The organism is Nitrosopumilus sp. S4, assembly GCF_054515835.1.
This window is the reverse complement of sequence record NZ_CM137258.1, coordinates 58549-73383: the sequence shown is the minus strand read 5'-3', so window position 1 is coordinate 73383 and position 14835 is coordinate 58549. Positions and strand designations below refer to the sequence as shown.

The following is a 14835-nucleotide window of genomic DNA, read 5'->3' as shown; positions in this document are numbered from 1 at the left end:
TAGTTTAATTGAAAAATATTCCAATTTCAGATAGACTTTCCGAATTAGACATTGCAATAGAAGCTGCAATTAAAGCAGGAGATGCAATTTTAGAGATTTACAAAGAAGAATTTGATTCAAAAACAAAAAGTGATGATTCACCAATTACTGAAGCAGATATCACAAGTAATAAAATTATAAAAAATATTCTATCACAGACACAATATGAAATATTATCAGAGGAAGACGATGATAACCAGTCTAGATTAAGAAAGGATACAATTTGGATAGTTGATCCTCTTGATGGTACTTCTGATTTTATTGATAAGACAGGAGAATTTACTGTAATGATTGCTCTGGTGAAGAATAAAAAACCAATTCTTGGTGTAATTAATTGGCCTACTGAAAAAACTATGTTTGTTGCACAAAAAGGAAAAGGCGCATTTAGATATTCTAATGAAGAGTGGGAAAAGATAGTAGTATCCAAAGTTGAAGATCTTACCAAGTGTAAGGCCGTAGGATCTAGACATCATTTATCTGACAAAGAAAAATTGTTTATTGAAAAATTAGGAATTAATGATTTTACAAGTATTGGTAGTTCTCTAAAGGTAGGCAAGATTAGTTCTGGAGAAGTTGATGTGTACATCACAACAACCGATAAAATGAAAGAGTGGGATTCAGCTGCTTCCTATTGTATCATTAATGAAGCTGGTGGAAAAATGACAGATATCTCAGGAAATGATCTTACATACAATAACAAAGAAGTTCATCATCTAAATGGAATTGTAGTTACAAATGGATTGGTTCATAATAAAATAATTGAAGAATTTAAAAAATTATAGAAGATTTCTGCTTTTGAGAAATTCCTTTACTTTGTTAGCACTTTCTGAGAGTGGTTCATGTTCTGTATCAATTATTAGATCTGCTTTTTCTGGAGATTCGTAAGGATCGTCAATTCCTGTAAATCCTTTGATTTCTCCTTTTCTAGCCTTGGCATACATTCCTTTAACATCTCGCTCTTCACATTTTTCAAGTGAACATTTCACATAACATTCTGCAAATTGATCACCAGCATCGATTATTTTTCGAGCATTTTCCCTATTCTCAATATATGGAGATACTAAAGATACTGCACTTGGGACTCCATGTTTTAGCAATAGTTTTGCTAGATGAGCAACTTTTTTGTTGTGTTCATCACGTCCTGCTTTTGAGAAATCCTTTGGAGAGAACCATTCTCGTAGTTCATCACCATCAAGCATAGCCAAATTTGGAATATCTTTTTGAAGATCTTTGACAATTGTAGTCTTTCCCGAACATGGAAGACCAGTCATCCATAACACAAAAGGCTTCATAAAAAAAATATTCAGATAACCCATAAAGAGCTTACGCTAATTTTTACACCAGGATTTATTTTCCAAATCTTCAATCTCTTTAATCATATCTTCCATTTTTTTTGATATAGTCATGACCGATTTGAATTGTTCATACATTTCATATTCTTCTTCTTTAGTAATCACTTCAGCTTCAGCTTTATCAAAAAACTTTTCTTCTTTTGTCATGTGGTCCATAAGATAAACAGAGTATGTTTTCAGATATCTTGCAACTGGTTCTCTTGAATCCTTTCCTTCTTTCCATAATTTGAGATATCGTTTTATTTGATGCGCAATTCTTCTAGAGAATTCATGCTCAATTAACAATCCTCTAATCTCTTGTTTTAGATGATCATAACTTGCAACACAGGGAAAATAGGAATCTTCTTCTCTCGAATAATGAATGGAATCTAAGAACTCCTCTATGACTAGTGTGATTTTATCAATGTCATTAAGAGGAATATCTTTTCCTGCATATAGTTCAGTATAGCATTTTATAATTACTTGATCTAATCGTTTAATCTGTCTATGATCTTCTCGTAAAGTATCAGTTGCACTCAACTAAAAGATGTATTTTATGGCTTGATTTAATGTGTATCTAAAAATATACTAATGAGAGTAAATTAATTAAACAAATCTGATTTAATTTACAACTTCAAACATCAAAGTTCAGTTAAAGATGAATCCAATAGTTTTTTCAGTACTTGGTTTGATTAGAGGGCAAATTGATGGATTCTTTCCTATATCAAATTTTGATTCTACTCTGATTTTAGATAAATTTGCAGAGTTGCAGAGCTCAATTGGGGAGCTATCTATTCATGATGGACCAATTGCTTCAGCTCATGTAATTTTGTTGGCAGCAGGTGTGGTAATTTTTCTAGGAGTTGCAGGAGAAGCCTTCTTTAAAAAAACTGGAATTCCAGATGTAGCATTTTTGATGATTCTTGGAGTAATTATCGGACCAGTGTTTGGGTTGATTCAACCAGAGGCTGTAATTCAAGTGGTTCCATATTTTGCTGCACTAGCTTTGATTATCATCATGTTTGATGGGGGATTAAATTTAGATATCAAGCATGTTGTAAAAACTGCTCATTTTTCAGTAACATTGGCAATTCTTGGTTTTATCTTATCAGTTGCAATGATTACACTTGCTGCACATTATGCACTAGGATGGTTATGGTTAGAGAGTATATTGTTAGGATCAATTGTAGGTGGAAGTAGTTCTGCAATTGTGTTTGGATTAGTGAGAAATATAAAAATCTCAGAGGAGGCAAAATCAATTCTTAGTTTTGAATCAGCTCTAACAGATATTCTTGCCACAATTATTGCATTTATTTTGTTTGAAGCAGTCTTAGCTGGGCATTTTGATTTACAGACATTGCAGGAGACATTGGGCAGGGCAATAGTAGTAGGATTAGTTTTAGGATTTGGAGTAGGAATTCCTTGGATGTATGTATCAACAAAGCTTGGAAATGCACAGCACGCATACATGCTTACACTTGGAATACTGTTTGTTCTATTCTTCTTGGCAAATTCATTTGGAGAATCAGGTGCGTTGACGGCACTGGTATTTGGATTAATGTTAGGAAATAAGAAGCACCTATCACCTATTCTAAAATTCAAGCTTCCAAAAATTGATCTAGATGATCCTACACACAACCAACTTACATTTTTGGTCAGATCATTTTTCTTTGTATTTGTCGGATTAATGGCAAGTTTTGGTCAGATAGAGTATCTAGTATTTGGAATTTTAATTACAATAGCTATCTACTATGGTAGAACGATTGTTTGCAAGGTAACTCTGACTAAAAGATTCTCCAAATTAGATAAAGCAGTAACAAACACCATGATTCCAAGAGGGTTAGCCGCTGCAGTACTTGCAACTTATCCAATTACATTAGGTTTGCAAAATGCAGAAGCTTATCCTCAAATGGTTTTCTTTATCATTTTATCATCAGTAGTTATTACCACGATTGGTTTGGCAAAATCAAAGAAGATTCCACCACCAGAATCATTTGAGGGAGGATTTATCAAAAAACCTACAGATGATTCCAAGTAGATGAACGACTTATAATTTCTACGCGGGCCTTATATGCAAAATTATCTTTATTGATTACATGGAAGAAATTCAATCAATCTCAAAAAAAGAAAACTCATCTTTTCAAAACCTTACCTGGGAAGACATTCAGGGATTGGGTTGGACCTTAGATGAAACTAGTTTTGAATTAAATGATAAAATATCCACTTATGCATGTGCATAAGTTTGATTTTTTTTATAACTATGCAGAACTAGGCAGTTTTTACTAGATTTTGTGCCTGTTCTAGGATTAATAATTATAGATCTAATGATTCTTTGAGGCCTTTGTACCTATTTCTAATAGTTACTTCAGTTACATTTGCAGCTTCGGCAATATCTCTCTGAGTTTTATCCTCACCATTTTTCACACATGACAAGTATAATGCTGCAGCTGCTAATCCCATTGGGTCTTTTCCAGCTGAGACCTCATTTTCTTGAGCCATTTTTAGAACCTTTACTGCATATCTTTTTGTTTTCTCTAGTATTCCTATTCTACTTGCAATTCTTGCAACACATTGAATAGAATCAGTTACTGGCATCTTCAAGTCTAGCTCTTTTACCAATAATCTGTAACATCTTGCAATATCTTTTCGTTTAATGTTGGCTGCTTGCTCTACATCTTTGAGATTTCTTGGAGTCTCAGTATCACGACATGCAGCATAAAGTGCAGATGCCATCAGCGCAGAAATGGAGCGGCCTCTAACCAATCCCTTCTCAAGAGCTTTTCTGTAAATGTAAGCTGCCTTTTCAATTACAGAATCAGAGATTGCGAGTTTATCTTTTAATCTGTTTAATTCACTAAATGCTTGTCTAAAGTTTCTATCAACTGGTTCATGGACTTGACTTCTACTATCCCATGTTCTTAATCGCTCAATGGTACTCTTCATTGATGCAGTAAGTGGTCTGCCAGATGCATCCTTGTTTACTGGATTTATTATAGTTGCAAGACCCATATCATGCATTGTAAGTGATGTTGGAGCACCTGCTCTTGCTCTATCTCCATGTTCATCTTGTGTAAAGGATCTCCATTCAGGTCCAGACTCTTGTAGTTTTTCAGTAATTACAAATCCACACTTGGAGCAGAACATCTCACCTGATTCATTATCAGTAACAAGTTTGCCTTGTGCGCATCTAGGGCACATCTCTTTTGTTTTGCTAACCATATGCGATTCTAGGGTCCTCAGTAGTTTGGTATTTATGAATCATCAACTTTTTTTCCTTTCATTTTAGGCTCAATTTATGCCTGATAATAAGACAGAATAGTCAGAATCTTGTAATTATGATGAAAAGTATGAGGTTTTTTTGGTTAATTTTGATGCTGGCAGGATTTGCAATATTACTACCAAATACATATGCAGAAAAGATCACACAAAATTTTGAGGGAGGAATGGACATTGAGATTTCCTTCCCTGATGAAATAGTAGCCGGACGAGAGGGAGTCATATCAATTCTAGTTAAAAATAACGGATGGGAAGAAAAACAAGATATTTCATTTGTGTTTTCAAATGATGGCAATACACTTGATGTTGGAAAAGCAGATAGAATAATTATTGAGAAACTAGCACAAGGAGGATCGTATGGTGGAAATATTGATTTGAAAATTTCTAGTGATACAAAGCCTGGAATTCATTTTCTTAATTTAAAATATTCTCATGTACTTGTTGCAAACAATGAAACACCACAAGATGCAATTTTTCATGATATTGCAATTCCAATTACTGTAAAAGAAGATGCCAATGTAAGAATTTACACAAAAATGCCTGAATCAATTTTTGCAAATGCAGAATTTCCTATTCAAGTTGAACTAGTATCTGAAGACATTGATATTACAAATGTTAACATAAAGATAATTCCACCAAAAGACATAGAGTTTAGAGGAGAAACATCTCATACATTCTCAAAAATTCAAAAAAGTACTCCAGTTGGAATTACGTCACGAATCATTGCACCAACTGAGGAAGTAAATACTGAATACAAATTACCATTTGAAATCATTGTAATCTATACTGATGATGTTGGAGAAGAAAAACAAGACTCTCAAACGGTTTCAGTGATTCTAAGACCTAGAACATTTATGGAATTAACAACTGATGGTGGAATTTGGATAGGTGATTTTTTTATTGCACCATATGTTAGTTTAGGAACAATTATTGGAATTCCAGCTGGAACAATCATTTCTCTATTAATTAGAAAAAATCAAAAAACAGCTAAAAAACGTCCAAAAAAGAAGAAAGTCTAAGATTCTAGTCGTGATTTTATTGCATCTAGATATTTTTCATTAAACTCATTGAATATCTGGATTTTATTTTGAGCCAAGGCCATTGCTCCAGGCCTGCTGTTTACATGTTGTTTTGCAGAATTTTGATTCTCTAATAATTTTTCAAGATTTTCCTTTGGTTGAGATTCTAAATCTAATAATAAAATCTCAAGTTCTTTTTCAAAATTATTCAGAGTATCTGGAATTGCAGGTGGTTGTGCACCAATGATTTCCTTGGTAGTAATTTTTCCAAAAACCTTTCTGTCTAAATCTAGCACAAGAATTCTCACAGATTTGCGATATAAATTCAATTTTATTTTTATGCACTAAAAGTAAGTGCAGTGCAATCAAAAATTTTATCTTTGGATAGAATTTGTATAGTTTGATGACTTATTGTATTGGGAAATGTAAGAAATTCAAAGCCCTCAAACCATCAGAAATGGGAAGATATGCAGCTGGGCAAAAACGATGTAATTATTGTGAGATTTTTGTAGAATATCCTGGAATATCTTGTCCGTGTTGCAAACGACAGTTAAGATGTCTTCCTAGAAGTAGAAAGGGAAAAGAAAAGTACCTATCTCAAATAGAACAAAAAAGAGAGATTATTGTATAGAGATAGATTTCTTTTGATGAATTTTTGTTGGTTTTGATTTTGGCAATATTATTTCTAATACTCCATCTGTAAGCTTTGCCTTTGTCTTTGATGTGGATATTTTTTCTGAAAGAGGCAAAGTTCGATAATAAGATATCTGGTTTCTCTCTTTTCTTAGATAGTTTTTCTTTTTCTCTTCTGATTCTTCTTTATGTTGACCTGAAATCTGTAAAGAATTTTCAGTTACATCTAATTTTATTTCGTTTTTCTTAATTCCTGGAACATCAAGTTTTACCCTAAATTGATTTCCTTCGTCTATCATATCACATGAGGTGTGATTAACTTTTGGCAAAGTTGGAAAACTTGAAAATGCTTTTTCCATTTCTTTTCTAAGATTTTCAATTGATCTATCAATATCAAACCAACCTGAGTAAAGAGATGGTGTGTTGACAGATTTTAATTTTGAAGATTTTTTTGTTGCCATGATCTGATTTAGTAAATATTTTTAATAAAATCAAATGATGAAAATCAAATTTGAAAATAACAATTCATGCCTAGGAATAATGCTTTATTTATAAGAAAACATGACAAGTATCGTTATGGCAATTCCAGAAGAGGTTCAAGAATTTGTTGAAAAACATATCAAATTAATGATTTCTCAAACTGAGACCTATCTTCCATTTATCAAAGTGGCATTTCCATACTCAAAAAATGTAGCCGATGGGGTTTACAATCTAATTATGGGTAGTGCATTATCTATATTCATCAATCAATATACAATGAGAATGAAGTATCCAACTGCAGAGGAATTTTCAGAGTTTGGAAAAATTGCATTAAAGTACAGAGATCAAGTAGATCAATTTTTCACATAACCTTAAGCTAATTCACCAAGAAAGTGAACAGCGTCATTGAGTACTATTACAGTTCTGTCTTTTGGAATATGAAATAATTTTTTCGAACCGTTTGAAGATTGAATAATTAATTTTGAAAAAGGATCTTTTAGTGATTTGTATAGTACCCCTTTATCACTAACCGATTGTGACCAATGTGTTCCTTGTACAAAAGAAATCGATTGAAACTTTACTACTTGATAAGAATATACCATTTCTAATTAATTATTAATTATAGCACTCATTAAGGATTTTCCTCCAATTAATGCAGCAATTGATAATCCAATATTTGCAATAATATTGATTGTAAGTGCTCCATAGTAATTATTCTCAAGTAGATTTGTAGAATCAAGTGCAAAAGAAGACATTGTTGTAAGAGATCCACAAAATCCTACTGCAGCAAAGAGAGTGTATTTACTATCAAGATTCCATTGTGCAGACAATACGATGAATATTCCTAGAATAAAGGCTCCAAGTACATTGACTATCAATACATTCAGGGGTATTGTATTGAAAAGCAGGGGAGATTCAGTTACTTTGTATCTCAGAAAAGCACCAAGTACAGAACCTGCAGCTAGAAAAACAAATTCTAATCCTTTCATCTATTCAAATTGGATCATCAAACGTTATTAGTTCTATTTGGGACAATTTGATTCATTTTATGCCTGTTTTATTTTAAAATCGAGTTACAGGTCCATGGTTTTTATAGCCTCAGTATTTTTTTCAGACTAAATGACCCTCAAGTTAAGATGCGAAGATTATGGTTTTGAGTGTGAATATATTTTAGATGAAGAAAAAACTCTAGGCCTAATAGAAAAATTAAGAGATCATTTTGAAGATGAACACGGAATTGATTATACTGTTGAAGCAGTTACTCAAATGATTACTAATCGTGGTCATTCTTTAGAATCAATAAAGAAGTAAAATTCTTTAAAAAAATAATTTTTAATTTTTAACATTTAATACAAAGTGTATTGTACTTGTGATAAGAAGTCAGTTAGTGTAAAAATTCTAGGAAGTTTTAGTATCTAAAGTCAAGTTTTTAATCCAAAATTACCTGAACCAGATTGTTTTTATTTTATAATCACCATAAAGAGCTAACTGTGGTAGAAAATTATTCAAATGATTATGATGTCAAGTGTAAACTAGACGCTTGCAAAACCTACCCTGCAATAACAGATTCTGAAAGAGGAGAAATTGTTTGCGGGGGTTGCGGTCTTATCCTAGTGCAAAACATGTCTGACTCATCATATGAAAACAATGGTTACAGTCAAGAAGACTTTATGAAACTTTCAAGAACTGGTCCTGCAACATCACTAACAATGTTTGATAAAGGATTATCAACAGTTATTGGAGATAACAAAGACTCCTCAGGAAAGGCATTAACTAGTAAAACAAAATATGAATTCAATAGATTACGTACATGGGATCAAAGAAGTAAATCAAGAAAGACTGCTACTCTTAGCAAGGCCTTTACTTTACTTCATGCCATGAAGACAAAGTTGGGAGTTCCTGACAGCGTAGTAGAAAATGCAGCTTACATTTACAGAAAAACAGTTAGTGCAAAACTAACAAGAGGAAGAACTATGGCATCATTGGTATCAGCCTCATTATATGCAGCATGTAGAGAAAATAACATCCCACGAACATTAGATGATATTGCTAGTGCTGGCAATATTGAGAGAGGGATACTATCAAGAGATCTGAGAACAATTATCAAAAAACTTGGATTAAGCCTCAATCAATATGATACAACTTCATTTATCTCAAAAATTTCAAACAACATGAATTTGGATGAGAAAATCAAGAGAGATGCCTATGATATACTAATCAGATGTGAAAAAGAGCAAATCACTGCTGGAAAACATCCAGTTGCCCAGGCAGCTGCATCATTGTATATTGCATGTATCTTAAATGGTAAGAACATTAGCCAAAAGAAATTTGCAGTAGAATCTGGAGTAAGTGATGTTACAATTAGAAACAGAGCTGTAATGATTAAAAAAACGTTAAAGCTTCTAGACTAGAAAATTTCCAAAAAACCCTACAATTCTATTGTAGGTGAATAAATTTTATCAAAAATGACATTCTTTAGTTGATTTAGTAAATCCATTATTACTTTGATTTGTTCCATAGTAATCTCTTTGAGGTTCTCAATAACATCATTGAGTTCTAAGATTTCTTCATTTAATCTTAATTTTTCGTTTTGAAGTGTAGTGATTTGATTTTGTAGATTTGTATTTTGTTGTTTTAGTTTGTTATTCTCTTCAGTTAATCTTTGTATTTTTTCAGATTCAGTTTCTCCAGGGAATGGATCTGGGACTGGCTCTGGCTCTGGTTTTTTGATAGGATCAGGTCCAGGAGAAGGCTCGGGTATTTTTGGTGGTTCTGGTTCTTGTTCAGTTTCAAATGCAGATAAGAATTCTAAATTACCAATTAAGAAAAGCATGATAAATAATCCAAAAAGTTGATAGTTTTTCATTTAGTGTATCAGAAATAGTAGAACAATTTTGTATATGAATATGATTACTAACTTCTAAGAATAAAAGAGATTATTTGTAAAAGTCAGGCTCTTGGTCTCGTTTTTGTTTTGGAAGATCTTCCATTACAGCTTGAACAACTTCGTTGTGATTGTATGTTAGATGTCTAAGAAATTTTGCAGATTCATCTGCTCTTTTCTTTTCATCAGCAAAAAGCATCTCTGGGCTACTTAGTTCTGCCATCATAGTATTACACTCCTTGCATGGCTCAAAATCAAGATAGAGTTTCATGAATTAACCTAAATTTTCTTAGTATTTAGACTATTTTATGAAGTGACAGGCGGAGATTCTTTTTTTCTAGGTTTGACCTTTTCAATTGAATCTATTAGATCTTGTTGCGAAATCTTTATGGATTTGATGTTTTCAGTCTTTGAATCAACATACCTCTTTAGTGCTTTAGTTGCCGCTCTGTTTGTAACTGAGGCAATTTCTGCTCCACTAAAGCCATCAGTCAATTCTACTAATTTGCCAATCTCAACATCGCTATCCAGTGGTTTGTTTTTGGTGTGAATCTCAAAGATGTGTTTTCTTCCTTTTTCATCTGGGTTTGGAACTTCAATTATTCTATCAAATCTTCCTGGTCTTAGCAGTGCTTCATCAACAATATCTAGTCGGTTTGTAGCACCAATTATCAATACGTTGTTTAGCTCTTCTAATCCATCAATTTCAGTTAGAATTTGAGATACTACATTTTCAGTTACATGAGAGCCTGAATCGCCACTACCTCTTCTAGGAACTAGGGAATCAAGTTCATCTAAGAAAATAATGCATGGTGCTGCCTGTCGTGCTTTTCTAAATATTTCCCTAACTCCTTTTTCAGATTCACCAACCCATTTTGAGAGTAATTCCGGACCTTTGATACTGATAAAATTAGAATCAGTCATTTTAGCAAGAGCTTTTGCAATTAGTGTTTTACCAGTTCCAGGTGGACCATGAAGTAAGATTCCTTTTGGTGTTTCGACATTTACATACTCGTATGCTTCTTTGTATTTCATTGGCCATTCTACTGCTTCGCGTAATTCTTCTTTTAGTTCATCAAGACCACCAACATCATTCCAGCTAACGTTTGGAATTTGTACTTGGACTTCTCTTAATGCACTAGGTCGTACTTCTTTTAGGGCTTCTTTGAAATCATCGCTTGTAATCAGGATTTTTTGAAGAATTTCTGAAGAAATTTTCTCTTCATTAAGATCAATTTCAGGTAAAATTCTGCGAAGTGATCTCATCGCAGCTTCCTTTGCTAATACTTCCAAGTCTGCTCCAACAAAACCATGTGTAACCTTTGAGATTTTTTCAAGATCTACTTTCTCGTCAATTGGCATTCCACGTGTATGAATTGAAAGAATATCCAGTCTTCCCTCCTCATCAGGAATTCCAATCTCAATTTCTCTATCTAGTCTTCCGGGTCTTCTTAATGCAGGATCAATTGAATCTGGTCTGTTAGTAGCTGCAATTACTACAACCTTTCCTCTAGATTTCATTCCATCCATCAAGGTCAAAAGTTGAGAAACAATTCTTTTTTCTACTTCTCCTGATACCTCATCTCTTTTTGGAGCAATTGAGTCAATCTCATCAATGAATATTATGCTTGGTGCATTTTCTTCAGCTTGATTAAATATTTCTCTAATTCTCTCTTCACTTTCTCCATAGTATTTACCCATAATTTCAGGACCACTCAATGAGATAAAGTGAGCATTTGTTTCGCCAGCTACTGCTTTGGCAAGAAGTGTCTTTCCCGTGCCTGGAGGACCATAAAGTAGGACTCCTTTTGGGGCTTCCACACCAATTTTCTCAAATAATTCTGGATGTCTCATTGGAAGTTCAACCATCTCTCGAATTTTCTGAACTTCATTTTTTAGACCACCAAGTTCATCATAAGTAATTCTTGGTATAGATGCATCAATTGCCTTAGTCATTGCTCCAAGTTTGAATTCTGTTTTTTCTGTAACAATTACTGGTTTTGATGGTTTGGTACTTGTAACAACAAATTGAACTCTTCCACCCATCTGGGTTTTCAGAGATACTGAATCTCCTGTAGTAAATACATGATTAAGATAATTATAGATCATATAGTCTTGCAAACCTTCTGTTGCAATTTTTTCAGTTGGAGATAAAACAATTTGTTCAGCTTGAGCAGCTTCTACTGATTTTAAAGAAATTTTATCATCAATTCCTGCACCAATATTTTGTCTTGTTATTCCATCTATTTTGATAATTCCAGAGCCATATTCTTCAGGATTTCCTGGCCATAGTTTAACATGTGTTTTTTTGTTAAATGTTAATTCTAAAATTTGGCCGGTATTCCAGTTTTGATCTTCAATAATTTTTGGATCAACTATTGCTCTGCCTCTTCCTACATGTTGTTGTGGGATTTCTGCTATTTTTAAAATAATTTCACTCATATTTTTACCTCAAAAATTAATGGGGGGTTTATTCAACCTCCACCGTTTTGCCTTTAGGTTTTTCCTCTTCAATTAACTTGAAGACAAGTTGTAAAATTCCATTCTTGTAAGTAGCCTTTGCAGAGTTTTCATCAACTTTGTATTTCAAAGGAACTTTTACATGGTATTTTTTGTCGTCGTGAACTGCAGAGAGATCTACAATTTTGTTCTCTACAACAATTTTTACATCAGTTTTTTCTACTCCTGGCATCTCAGCTATGAGTTTTACAACTTTTTCTTTTTCATCTACAATAGTATCAACTAATGGTTGTCGTTCATCAGATGATGGAAGTAGACCGGGTTTGGCATTACCATATTCCCTTACAACAGGTTTTCCATCAGGTCCTACAGTCATTGTATAACCATAATAGATTGGTCCAGCTGTACTACCATTTTTTCCAAATTCTTCAAAAATGTCATCTATGTCAAAAAAAGAGTTTGACATTCTCTTGAAGATTCTATCAAATTCGCTATCAAAGAACATTGTCATATTCACCTATGTTATGTAATGTATATGACATAATATAAAGTTTATTGATATTTCATCAATATCTTACACAATCCTATTATAACTGACATAACATAATAATCTTAATGCGAGTATCGAGCATGTCAGTTCCTGAGGTAGTCAAGGAAATCATTACCAGAAATCGCTCTATTTATGATTGCATGAAAATGGATTTGATAAATTACACAGCACTTGCAGTAAAAATACAGCCAGAGATTGAAAGAATTCTGGGAAACCCAGTAAATCTCAATACTGTAGTAGTTGCAATCAAACGATATGCTGACTCATTTGAATCAAAAGAAGAGATTAAGGAAGAATCAATTCTAAAGAATGCCAGATTAGCATTAACTGATGGAATTATGGATGTTAAATTTTCAATAAAGGATTCAAATCAAATTGATCCTATAGCGATTTTAGATAAATTCTCCAAGATTACAAATAATTATGAATTTTTCAGAATGTCTGACTCCTTTAGATTTCTAACTGAAGATATGGCAGATGTAAGGGAGATTTTTAGTAGTCTTTCAGATAATGAGAATTTGTTTAGTACAGGTCTAGCTAAAATTAGAATTTCAATACCACCAACCCAAAATCAATCTGATGTAGTTTCTTATGTAGCAGAGGTATTGCATGCAAATGGAATTGAATTGGTAAATGCATTTTTCAGTCAAGATAGCATCATAATAATTCTAAATGAAAAGGATTCATCAAGGGCTTATGATGTATTGCATTCTGAGATTATGAGAGCCTGATTGTTCCTGTGGATTTTTTGAAAATTATTCTTATAGCATATATTCTCCCTGTTTGTGGGAAGGACGTCATTGGCTAGAAATAAGAAGAAAATTGTAATTTTAGGAGGGGGTTTTGCAGGTGTTGAATGTGCAAGGCAATTAGAGTCCTATTTTGGAAATAATTCAAAACTAGAATTAGTAATGGTTAGTGAAGATAATTTTTTGTTATTTACCCCAATGCTTCCTCAAGTTGCTTCTGGGATGATTGAAACTAGACACATAGTTTTGCCAATTAGAACAATATGTCAAAAAACAAAATTCTACGAAGGTCGAGTAAAGAACATTGATCCATATGGAAAATTAGTTAATCTTTGGGGAACTGGAGACAAGAGAGGCATCTCAATTCATTATGATTTTTTAATTGTTGCACTTGGAAGTGAAACAAATTTCTTTGGTATGGCAGATGTTGAAAAAAATGCCTACACAATGAAGACTCTCAATGATGCAGTAATGCTTAGAAATCGAGTAATAGATATGCTTGAGCAGGCAGAAAATGAAACAAACCCAATCCTAAGAAAGAGTTTTTTGAATTTTGTTGTAGTAGGTGGTGGATTTGCAGGAATTGAAACTGCAGGTGAGTTAATGGATCTTCTTTTGGATGCAAGAAAACATTATCCTACAATTCTCAAAGAAGAACTCAAAGTAATTATTCTAGAAGCATTACCATTAATCTTACCTGGATTTAATCAAAAATTAGCAAATTTTGCTAAAGAAAAAATGATGGAGAGAGGAATTGACATCAGACTAAAAACTGCAGTAACCAGTTTTGATGGAAATGAAGTTACAATAAAATCATTAGATGAAACCCCAAATGATGCTACTGATGATTCAAAAATTGATGTAATAAGAACAAAAACTTTGATTTGGACTGCAGGTGTTACTCCAGTTAATACAATTAAAAGATCAATGTTCAAGACAGATAAAGGAAAGATAATCATAAATGATTATCTTGAAGTTCCTGAATTTTCAGGAGTTTTTGCAATAGGTGATTGTGCATTATTTTTAGATCCTGAAACAAAACGACCATTTCCTCCAACTGCACAAATTGCAGAAGCCCAAGCTAAAATTGCAGCTAAAAACTTGAAAGCATTGATTACAAATTCTGAGAAGGAGAAATTTGAATATCATTCTAAAGGACAGATGGCAATAATTGGAAAGAGATCCGGTATTGCCACATTTTTAGGCATGAATATTTCTGGTTTTTGGGCCTGGTTGATCTGGAGAAATGTCTATCTTTCAAAAATTACAACTTTGGATAAAAAAATAAGAGTTTTTCTAGATTGGACAATTGATTTGTTTTTTGATAGAGACATTTCTAGACTAAAACTAATGAAACGAGAAACTGAGAAAGAATACAAAGAACTAGATGAAGTAGACGATGTTTGGTAAAAAA

Annotated in this window: 21 protein-coding genes; 10 read left to right on the top strand and 11 right to left on the bottom strand. The window is 33.0% G+C overall.

All coding sequences use genetic code 11. From position 1 onward, the window contains the following. The first annotated feature begins 8 nt into the window (after positions 1-8). A complete protein-coding gene (locus ACX119_RS00450; protein ID WP_459351205.1) occupies positions 9-821 on the top strand; it encodes a 3'(2'),5'-bisphosphate nucleotidase CysQ family protein in 813 nt (270 codons plus the stop codon). On the opposite strand, the gene cysC is transcribed toward ACX119_RS00450, so the two are convergent. Further along, a complete protein-coding gene (gene cysC / locus ACX119_RS00445) occupies positions 816-1331 on the bottom strand; it encodes an adenylyl-sulfate kinase (protein WP_459351204.1) in 516 nt (171 codons plus the stop codon). The genes ACX119_RS00450 and cysC overlap by 6 nt on opposite strands. A gap of 36 nt (positions 1332-1367) precedes the next feature. Further along, the gene (locus tag ACX119_RS00440) at positions 1368-1910 is read right to left on the bottom strand and encodes a hemerythrin domain-containing protein (protein WP_459351203.1); all 543 of its coding nucleotides are present in this window, start codon (positions 1908-1910) and stop codon (positions 1368-1370) included. Positions 1911-2028: 118 nt separating this feature from the next. On the opposite strand from ACX119_RS00440, the gene ACX119_RS00435 reads away from it, so the two are divergent. Next, the gene (locus ACX119_RS00435) at positions 2029-3408 is read left to right on the top strand and encodes a cation:proton antiporter (RefSeq protein WP_459351202.1); all 1380 of its coding nucleotides are present in this window, start codon (positions 2029-2031) and stop codon (positions 3406-3408) included. A gap of 58 nt (positions 3409-3466) precedes the next feature. After that, positions 3467-3610, top strand: coding sequence for a hypothetical protein (locus tag ACX119_RS00430; protein ID WP_459351201.1), 144 nt, complete (start codon positions 3467-3469; stop codon positions 3608-3610). A gap of 73 nt (positions 3611-3683) precedes the next feature. On the opposite strand, the gene ACX119_RS00425 is transcribed toward ACX119_RS00430, so the two are convergent. Next, entirely contained in the window at positions 3684-4589 is a 906-nt protein-coding gene (locus ACX119_RS00425; protein WP_459351200.1) for a transcription initiation factor IIB, read from the bottom strand. 152 nt (positions 4590-4741) lie between these two features. Here ACX119_RS00425 and ACX119_RS00420 point away from each other — a divergent pair, with 152 nt between their 5' ends. Then, positions 4742-5665 carry a COG1361 family protein gene (locus ACX119_RS00420; RefSeq protein WP_459352038.1) on the top strand — a complete coding sequence of 308 codons (924 nt, stop codon included), beginning with the start codon at positions 4742-4744 and terminating at the stop codon, positions 5663-5665. Here the strand turns inward: ACX119_RS00420 and ACX119_RS00415 are convergent. Further along, the gene (locus tag ACX119_RS00415) at positions 5662-5961 is read right to left on the bottom strand and encodes a hypothetical protein (protein WP_459351199.1); all 300 of its coding nucleotides are present in this window, start codon (positions 5959-5961) and stop codon (positions 5662-5664) included. The two genes, ACX119_RS00420 and ACX119_RS00415, sit on opposite strands and share 4 nt — an antisense overlap. A gap of 107 nt (positions 5962-6068) precedes the next feature. Between ACX119_RS00415 and ACX119_RS00410 the strand changes: the two genes are divergently transcribed. Then, on the top strand, positions 6069-6296 hold the full coding sequence (locus tag ACX119_RS00410) for a hypothetical protein (protein WP_459351198.1): 228 nt from the start codon (positions 6069-6071) through the stop codon (positions 6294-6296). On the opposite strand, the gene ACX119_RS00405 is transcribed toward ACX119_RS00410, so the two are convergent. Next, positions 6286-6759 (bottom strand): Hsp20/alpha crystallin family protein, encoded by a 474-nt coding sequence (locus tag ACX119_RS00405; RefSeq protein ID WP_459351197.1) that lies wholly within the window; start codon positions 6757-6759, stop codon positions 6286-6288. The genes ACX119_RS00410 and ACX119_RS00405 overlap by 11 nt on opposite strands. Positions 6760-6874: 115 nt before the next feature. Between ACX119_RS00405 and ACX119_RS00400 the strand changes: the two genes are divergently transcribed. After that, positions 6875-7147, top strand: a complete 273-nt coding sequence (locus ACX119_RS00400) for a hypothetical protein (protein WP_459351196.1) — start codon at positions 6875-6877, stop codon at positions 7145-7147. A 2-nt stretch (positions 7148-7149) separates the two neighbouring features. On the opposite strand, the gene ACX119_RS00395 is transcribed toward ACX119_RS00400, so the two are convergent. Both ACX119_RS00395 and ACX119_RS00390 read right to left on the bottom strand, forming a co-directional pair. Continuing rightward, positions 7150-7380 carry a hypothetical protein gene (locus ACX119_RS00395; protein ID WP_459351195.1) on the bottom strand — a complete coding sequence of 77 codons (231 nt, stop codon included), beginning with the start codon at positions 7378-7380 and terminating at the stop codon, positions 7150-7152. 6 nt (positions 7381-7386) lie between these two features. Continuing rightward, a complete protein-coding gene (locus tag ACX119_RS00390) occupies positions 7387-7767 on the bottom strand; it encodes a fluoride efflux transporter FluC (protein WP_459351194.1) in 381 nt (126 codons plus the stop codon). Positions 7768-7897: 130 nt separating this feature from the next. On the opposite strand from ACX119_RS00390, the gene ACX119_RS00385 reads away from it, so the two are divergent. Together ACX119_RS00385 and ACX119_RS00380 are read left to right on the top strand one after the other, a co-directional pair. After that, on the top strand, positions 7898-8089 hold the full coding sequence (locus tag ACX119_RS00385; protein WP_459351193.1) for a DUF1059 domain-containing protein: 192 nt from the start codon (positions 7898-7900) through the stop codon (positions 8087-8089). A gap of 179 nt (positions 8090-8268) precedes the next feature. Continuing rightward, positions 8269-9189 (top strand): transcription initiation factor IIB, encoded by a 921-nt coding sequence (locus ACX119_RS00380; RefSeq protein ID WP_459351192.1) that lies wholly within the window; start codon positions 8269-8271, stop codon positions 9187-9189. Positions 9190-9206: 17 nt separating this feature from the next. On the opposite strand, the gene ACX119_RS00375 is transcribed toward ACX119_RS00380, so the two are convergent. From ACX119_RS00375 to hsp20, 4 genes are all read right to left on the bottom strand, one after another. Further along, positions 9207-9611, bottom strand: a complete 405-nt coding sequence (locus ACX119_RS00375) for a hypothetical protein (RefSeq protein ID WP_459351191.1) — start codon at positions 9609-9611, stop codon at positions 9207-9209. Positions 9612-9714: 103 nt separating this feature from the next. Continuing rightward, a complete protein-coding gene (locus ACX119_RS00370; RefSeq protein WP_297594168.1) occupies positions 9715-9933 on the bottom strand; it encodes a hypothetical protein in 219 nt (72 codons plus the stop codon). A 35-nt stretch (positions 9934-9968) separates the two neighbouring features. Next, positions 9969-12104: a CDC48 family AAA ATPase gene (locus tag ACX119_RS00365; RefSeq protein WP_459351190.1), complete on the bottom strand. Its 2136-nt coding sequence runs from the start codon at positions 12102-12104 to the stop codon at positions 9969-9971. Between the two features lie 28 nt (positions 12105-12132). After that, positions 12133-12633, bottom strand: a complete 501-nt coding sequence (gene hsp20, locus ACX119_RS00360; RefSeq protein WP_459351189.1) for an archaeal heat shock protein Hsp20 — start codon at positions 12631-12633, stop codon at positions 12133-12135. Between the two features lie 119 nt (positions 12634-12752). Between hsp20 and ACX119_RS00355 the strand changes: the two genes are divergently transcribed. Further along, on the top strand, positions 12753-13403 hold the full coding sequence (locus ACX119_RS00355; RefSeq protein ID WP_459351188.1) for an ACT domain-containing protein: 651 nt from the start codon (positions 12753-12755) through the stop codon (positions 13401-13403). A 69-nt stretch (positions 13404-13472) separates the two neighbouring features. Continuing rightward, complete coding sequence (locus ACX119_RS00350) at positions 13473-14831, top strand: NAD(P)/FAD-dependent oxidoreductase (RefSeq protein WP_459351187.1); 1359 nt, start codon at positions 13473-13475, stop codon at positions 14829-14831. The last annotated feature ends 4 nt before the right edge of the window (positions 14832-14835 follow it).

What these genes read in the sequence shown, in the direction of transcription:
- ACX119_RS00410 (WP_459351198.1), top strand. Translation starts at nt 6,069, where the DNA reads ATGACTTATTGTATTGGGAAATGTAAGAAATTCAAAGCCCTCAAACCA.
- ACX119_RS00395 (WP_459351195.1), bottom strand. Translation starts at nt 7,380, where the DNA reads ATGGTATATTCTTATCAAGTAGTAAAGTTTCAATCGATTTCTTTTGTA.
- cysC (WP_459351204.1), bottom strand. Translation starts at nt 1,331, where the DNA reads ATGAAGCCTTTTGTGTTATGGATGACTGGTCTTCCATGTTCGGGAAAG.
- ACX119_RS00355 (WP_459351188.1), top strand. Translation starts at nt 12,753, where the DNA reads ATGTCAGTTCCTGAGGTAGTCAAGGAAATCATTACCAGAAATCGCTCT.
- ACX119_RS00405 (WP_459351197.1), bottom strand. Translation starts at nt 6,759, where the DNA reads ATGGCAACAAAAAAATCTTCAAAATTAAAATCTGTCAACACACCATCT.
- ACX119_RS00370 (WP_297594168.1), bottom strand. Translation starts at nt 9,933, where the DNA reads ATGAAACTCTATCTTGATTTTGAGCCATGCAAGGAGTGTAATACTATG.
- ACX119_RS00430 (WP_459351201.1), top strand. Translation starts at nt 3,467, where the DNA reads ATGGAAGAAATTCAATCAATCTCAAAAAAAGAAAACTCATCTTTTCAA.
- ACX119_RS00420 (WP_459352038.1), top strand. Translation starts at nt 4,742, where the DNA reads ATGCTGGCAGGATTTGCAATATTACTACCAAATACATATGCAGAAAAG.
- hsp20 (WP_459351189.1), bottom strand. Translation starts at nt 12,633, where the DNA reads ATGACAATGTTCTTTGATAGCGAATTTGATAGAATCTTCAAGAGAATG.
- ACX119_RS00375 (WP_459351191.1), bottom strand. Translation starts at nt 9,611, where the DNA reads ATGCTTTTCTTAATTGGTAATTTAGAATTCTTATCTGCATTTGAAACT.
- ACX119_RS00365 (WP_459351190.1), bottom strand. Translation starts at nt 12,104, where the DNA reads ATGAGTGAAATTATTTTAAAAATAGCAGAAATCCCACAACAACATGTA.
- ACX119_RS00425 (WP_459351200.1), bottom strand. Translation starts at nt 4,589, where the DNA reads ATGGTTAGCAAAACAAAAGAGATGTGCCCTAGATGCGCACAAGGCAAA.
- ACX119_RS00390 (WP_459351194.1), bottom strand. Translation starts at nt 7,767, where the DNA reads ATGAAAGGATTAGAATTTGTTTTTCTAGCTGCAGGTTCTGTACTTGGT.
- ACX119_RS00435 (WP_459351202.1), top strand. Translation starts at nt 2,029, where the DNA reads ATGAATCCAATAGTTTTTTCAGTACTTGGTTTGATTAGAGGGCAAATT.
- ACX119_RS00385 (WP_459351193.1), top strand. Translation starts at nt 7,898, where the DNA reads ATGACCCTCAAGTTAAGATGCGAAGATTATGGTTTTGAGTGTGAATAT.
- ACX119_RS00400 (WP_459351196.1), top strand. Translation starts at nt 6,875, where the DNA reads ATGGCAATTCCAGAAGAGGTTCAAGAATTTGTTGAAAAACATATCAAA.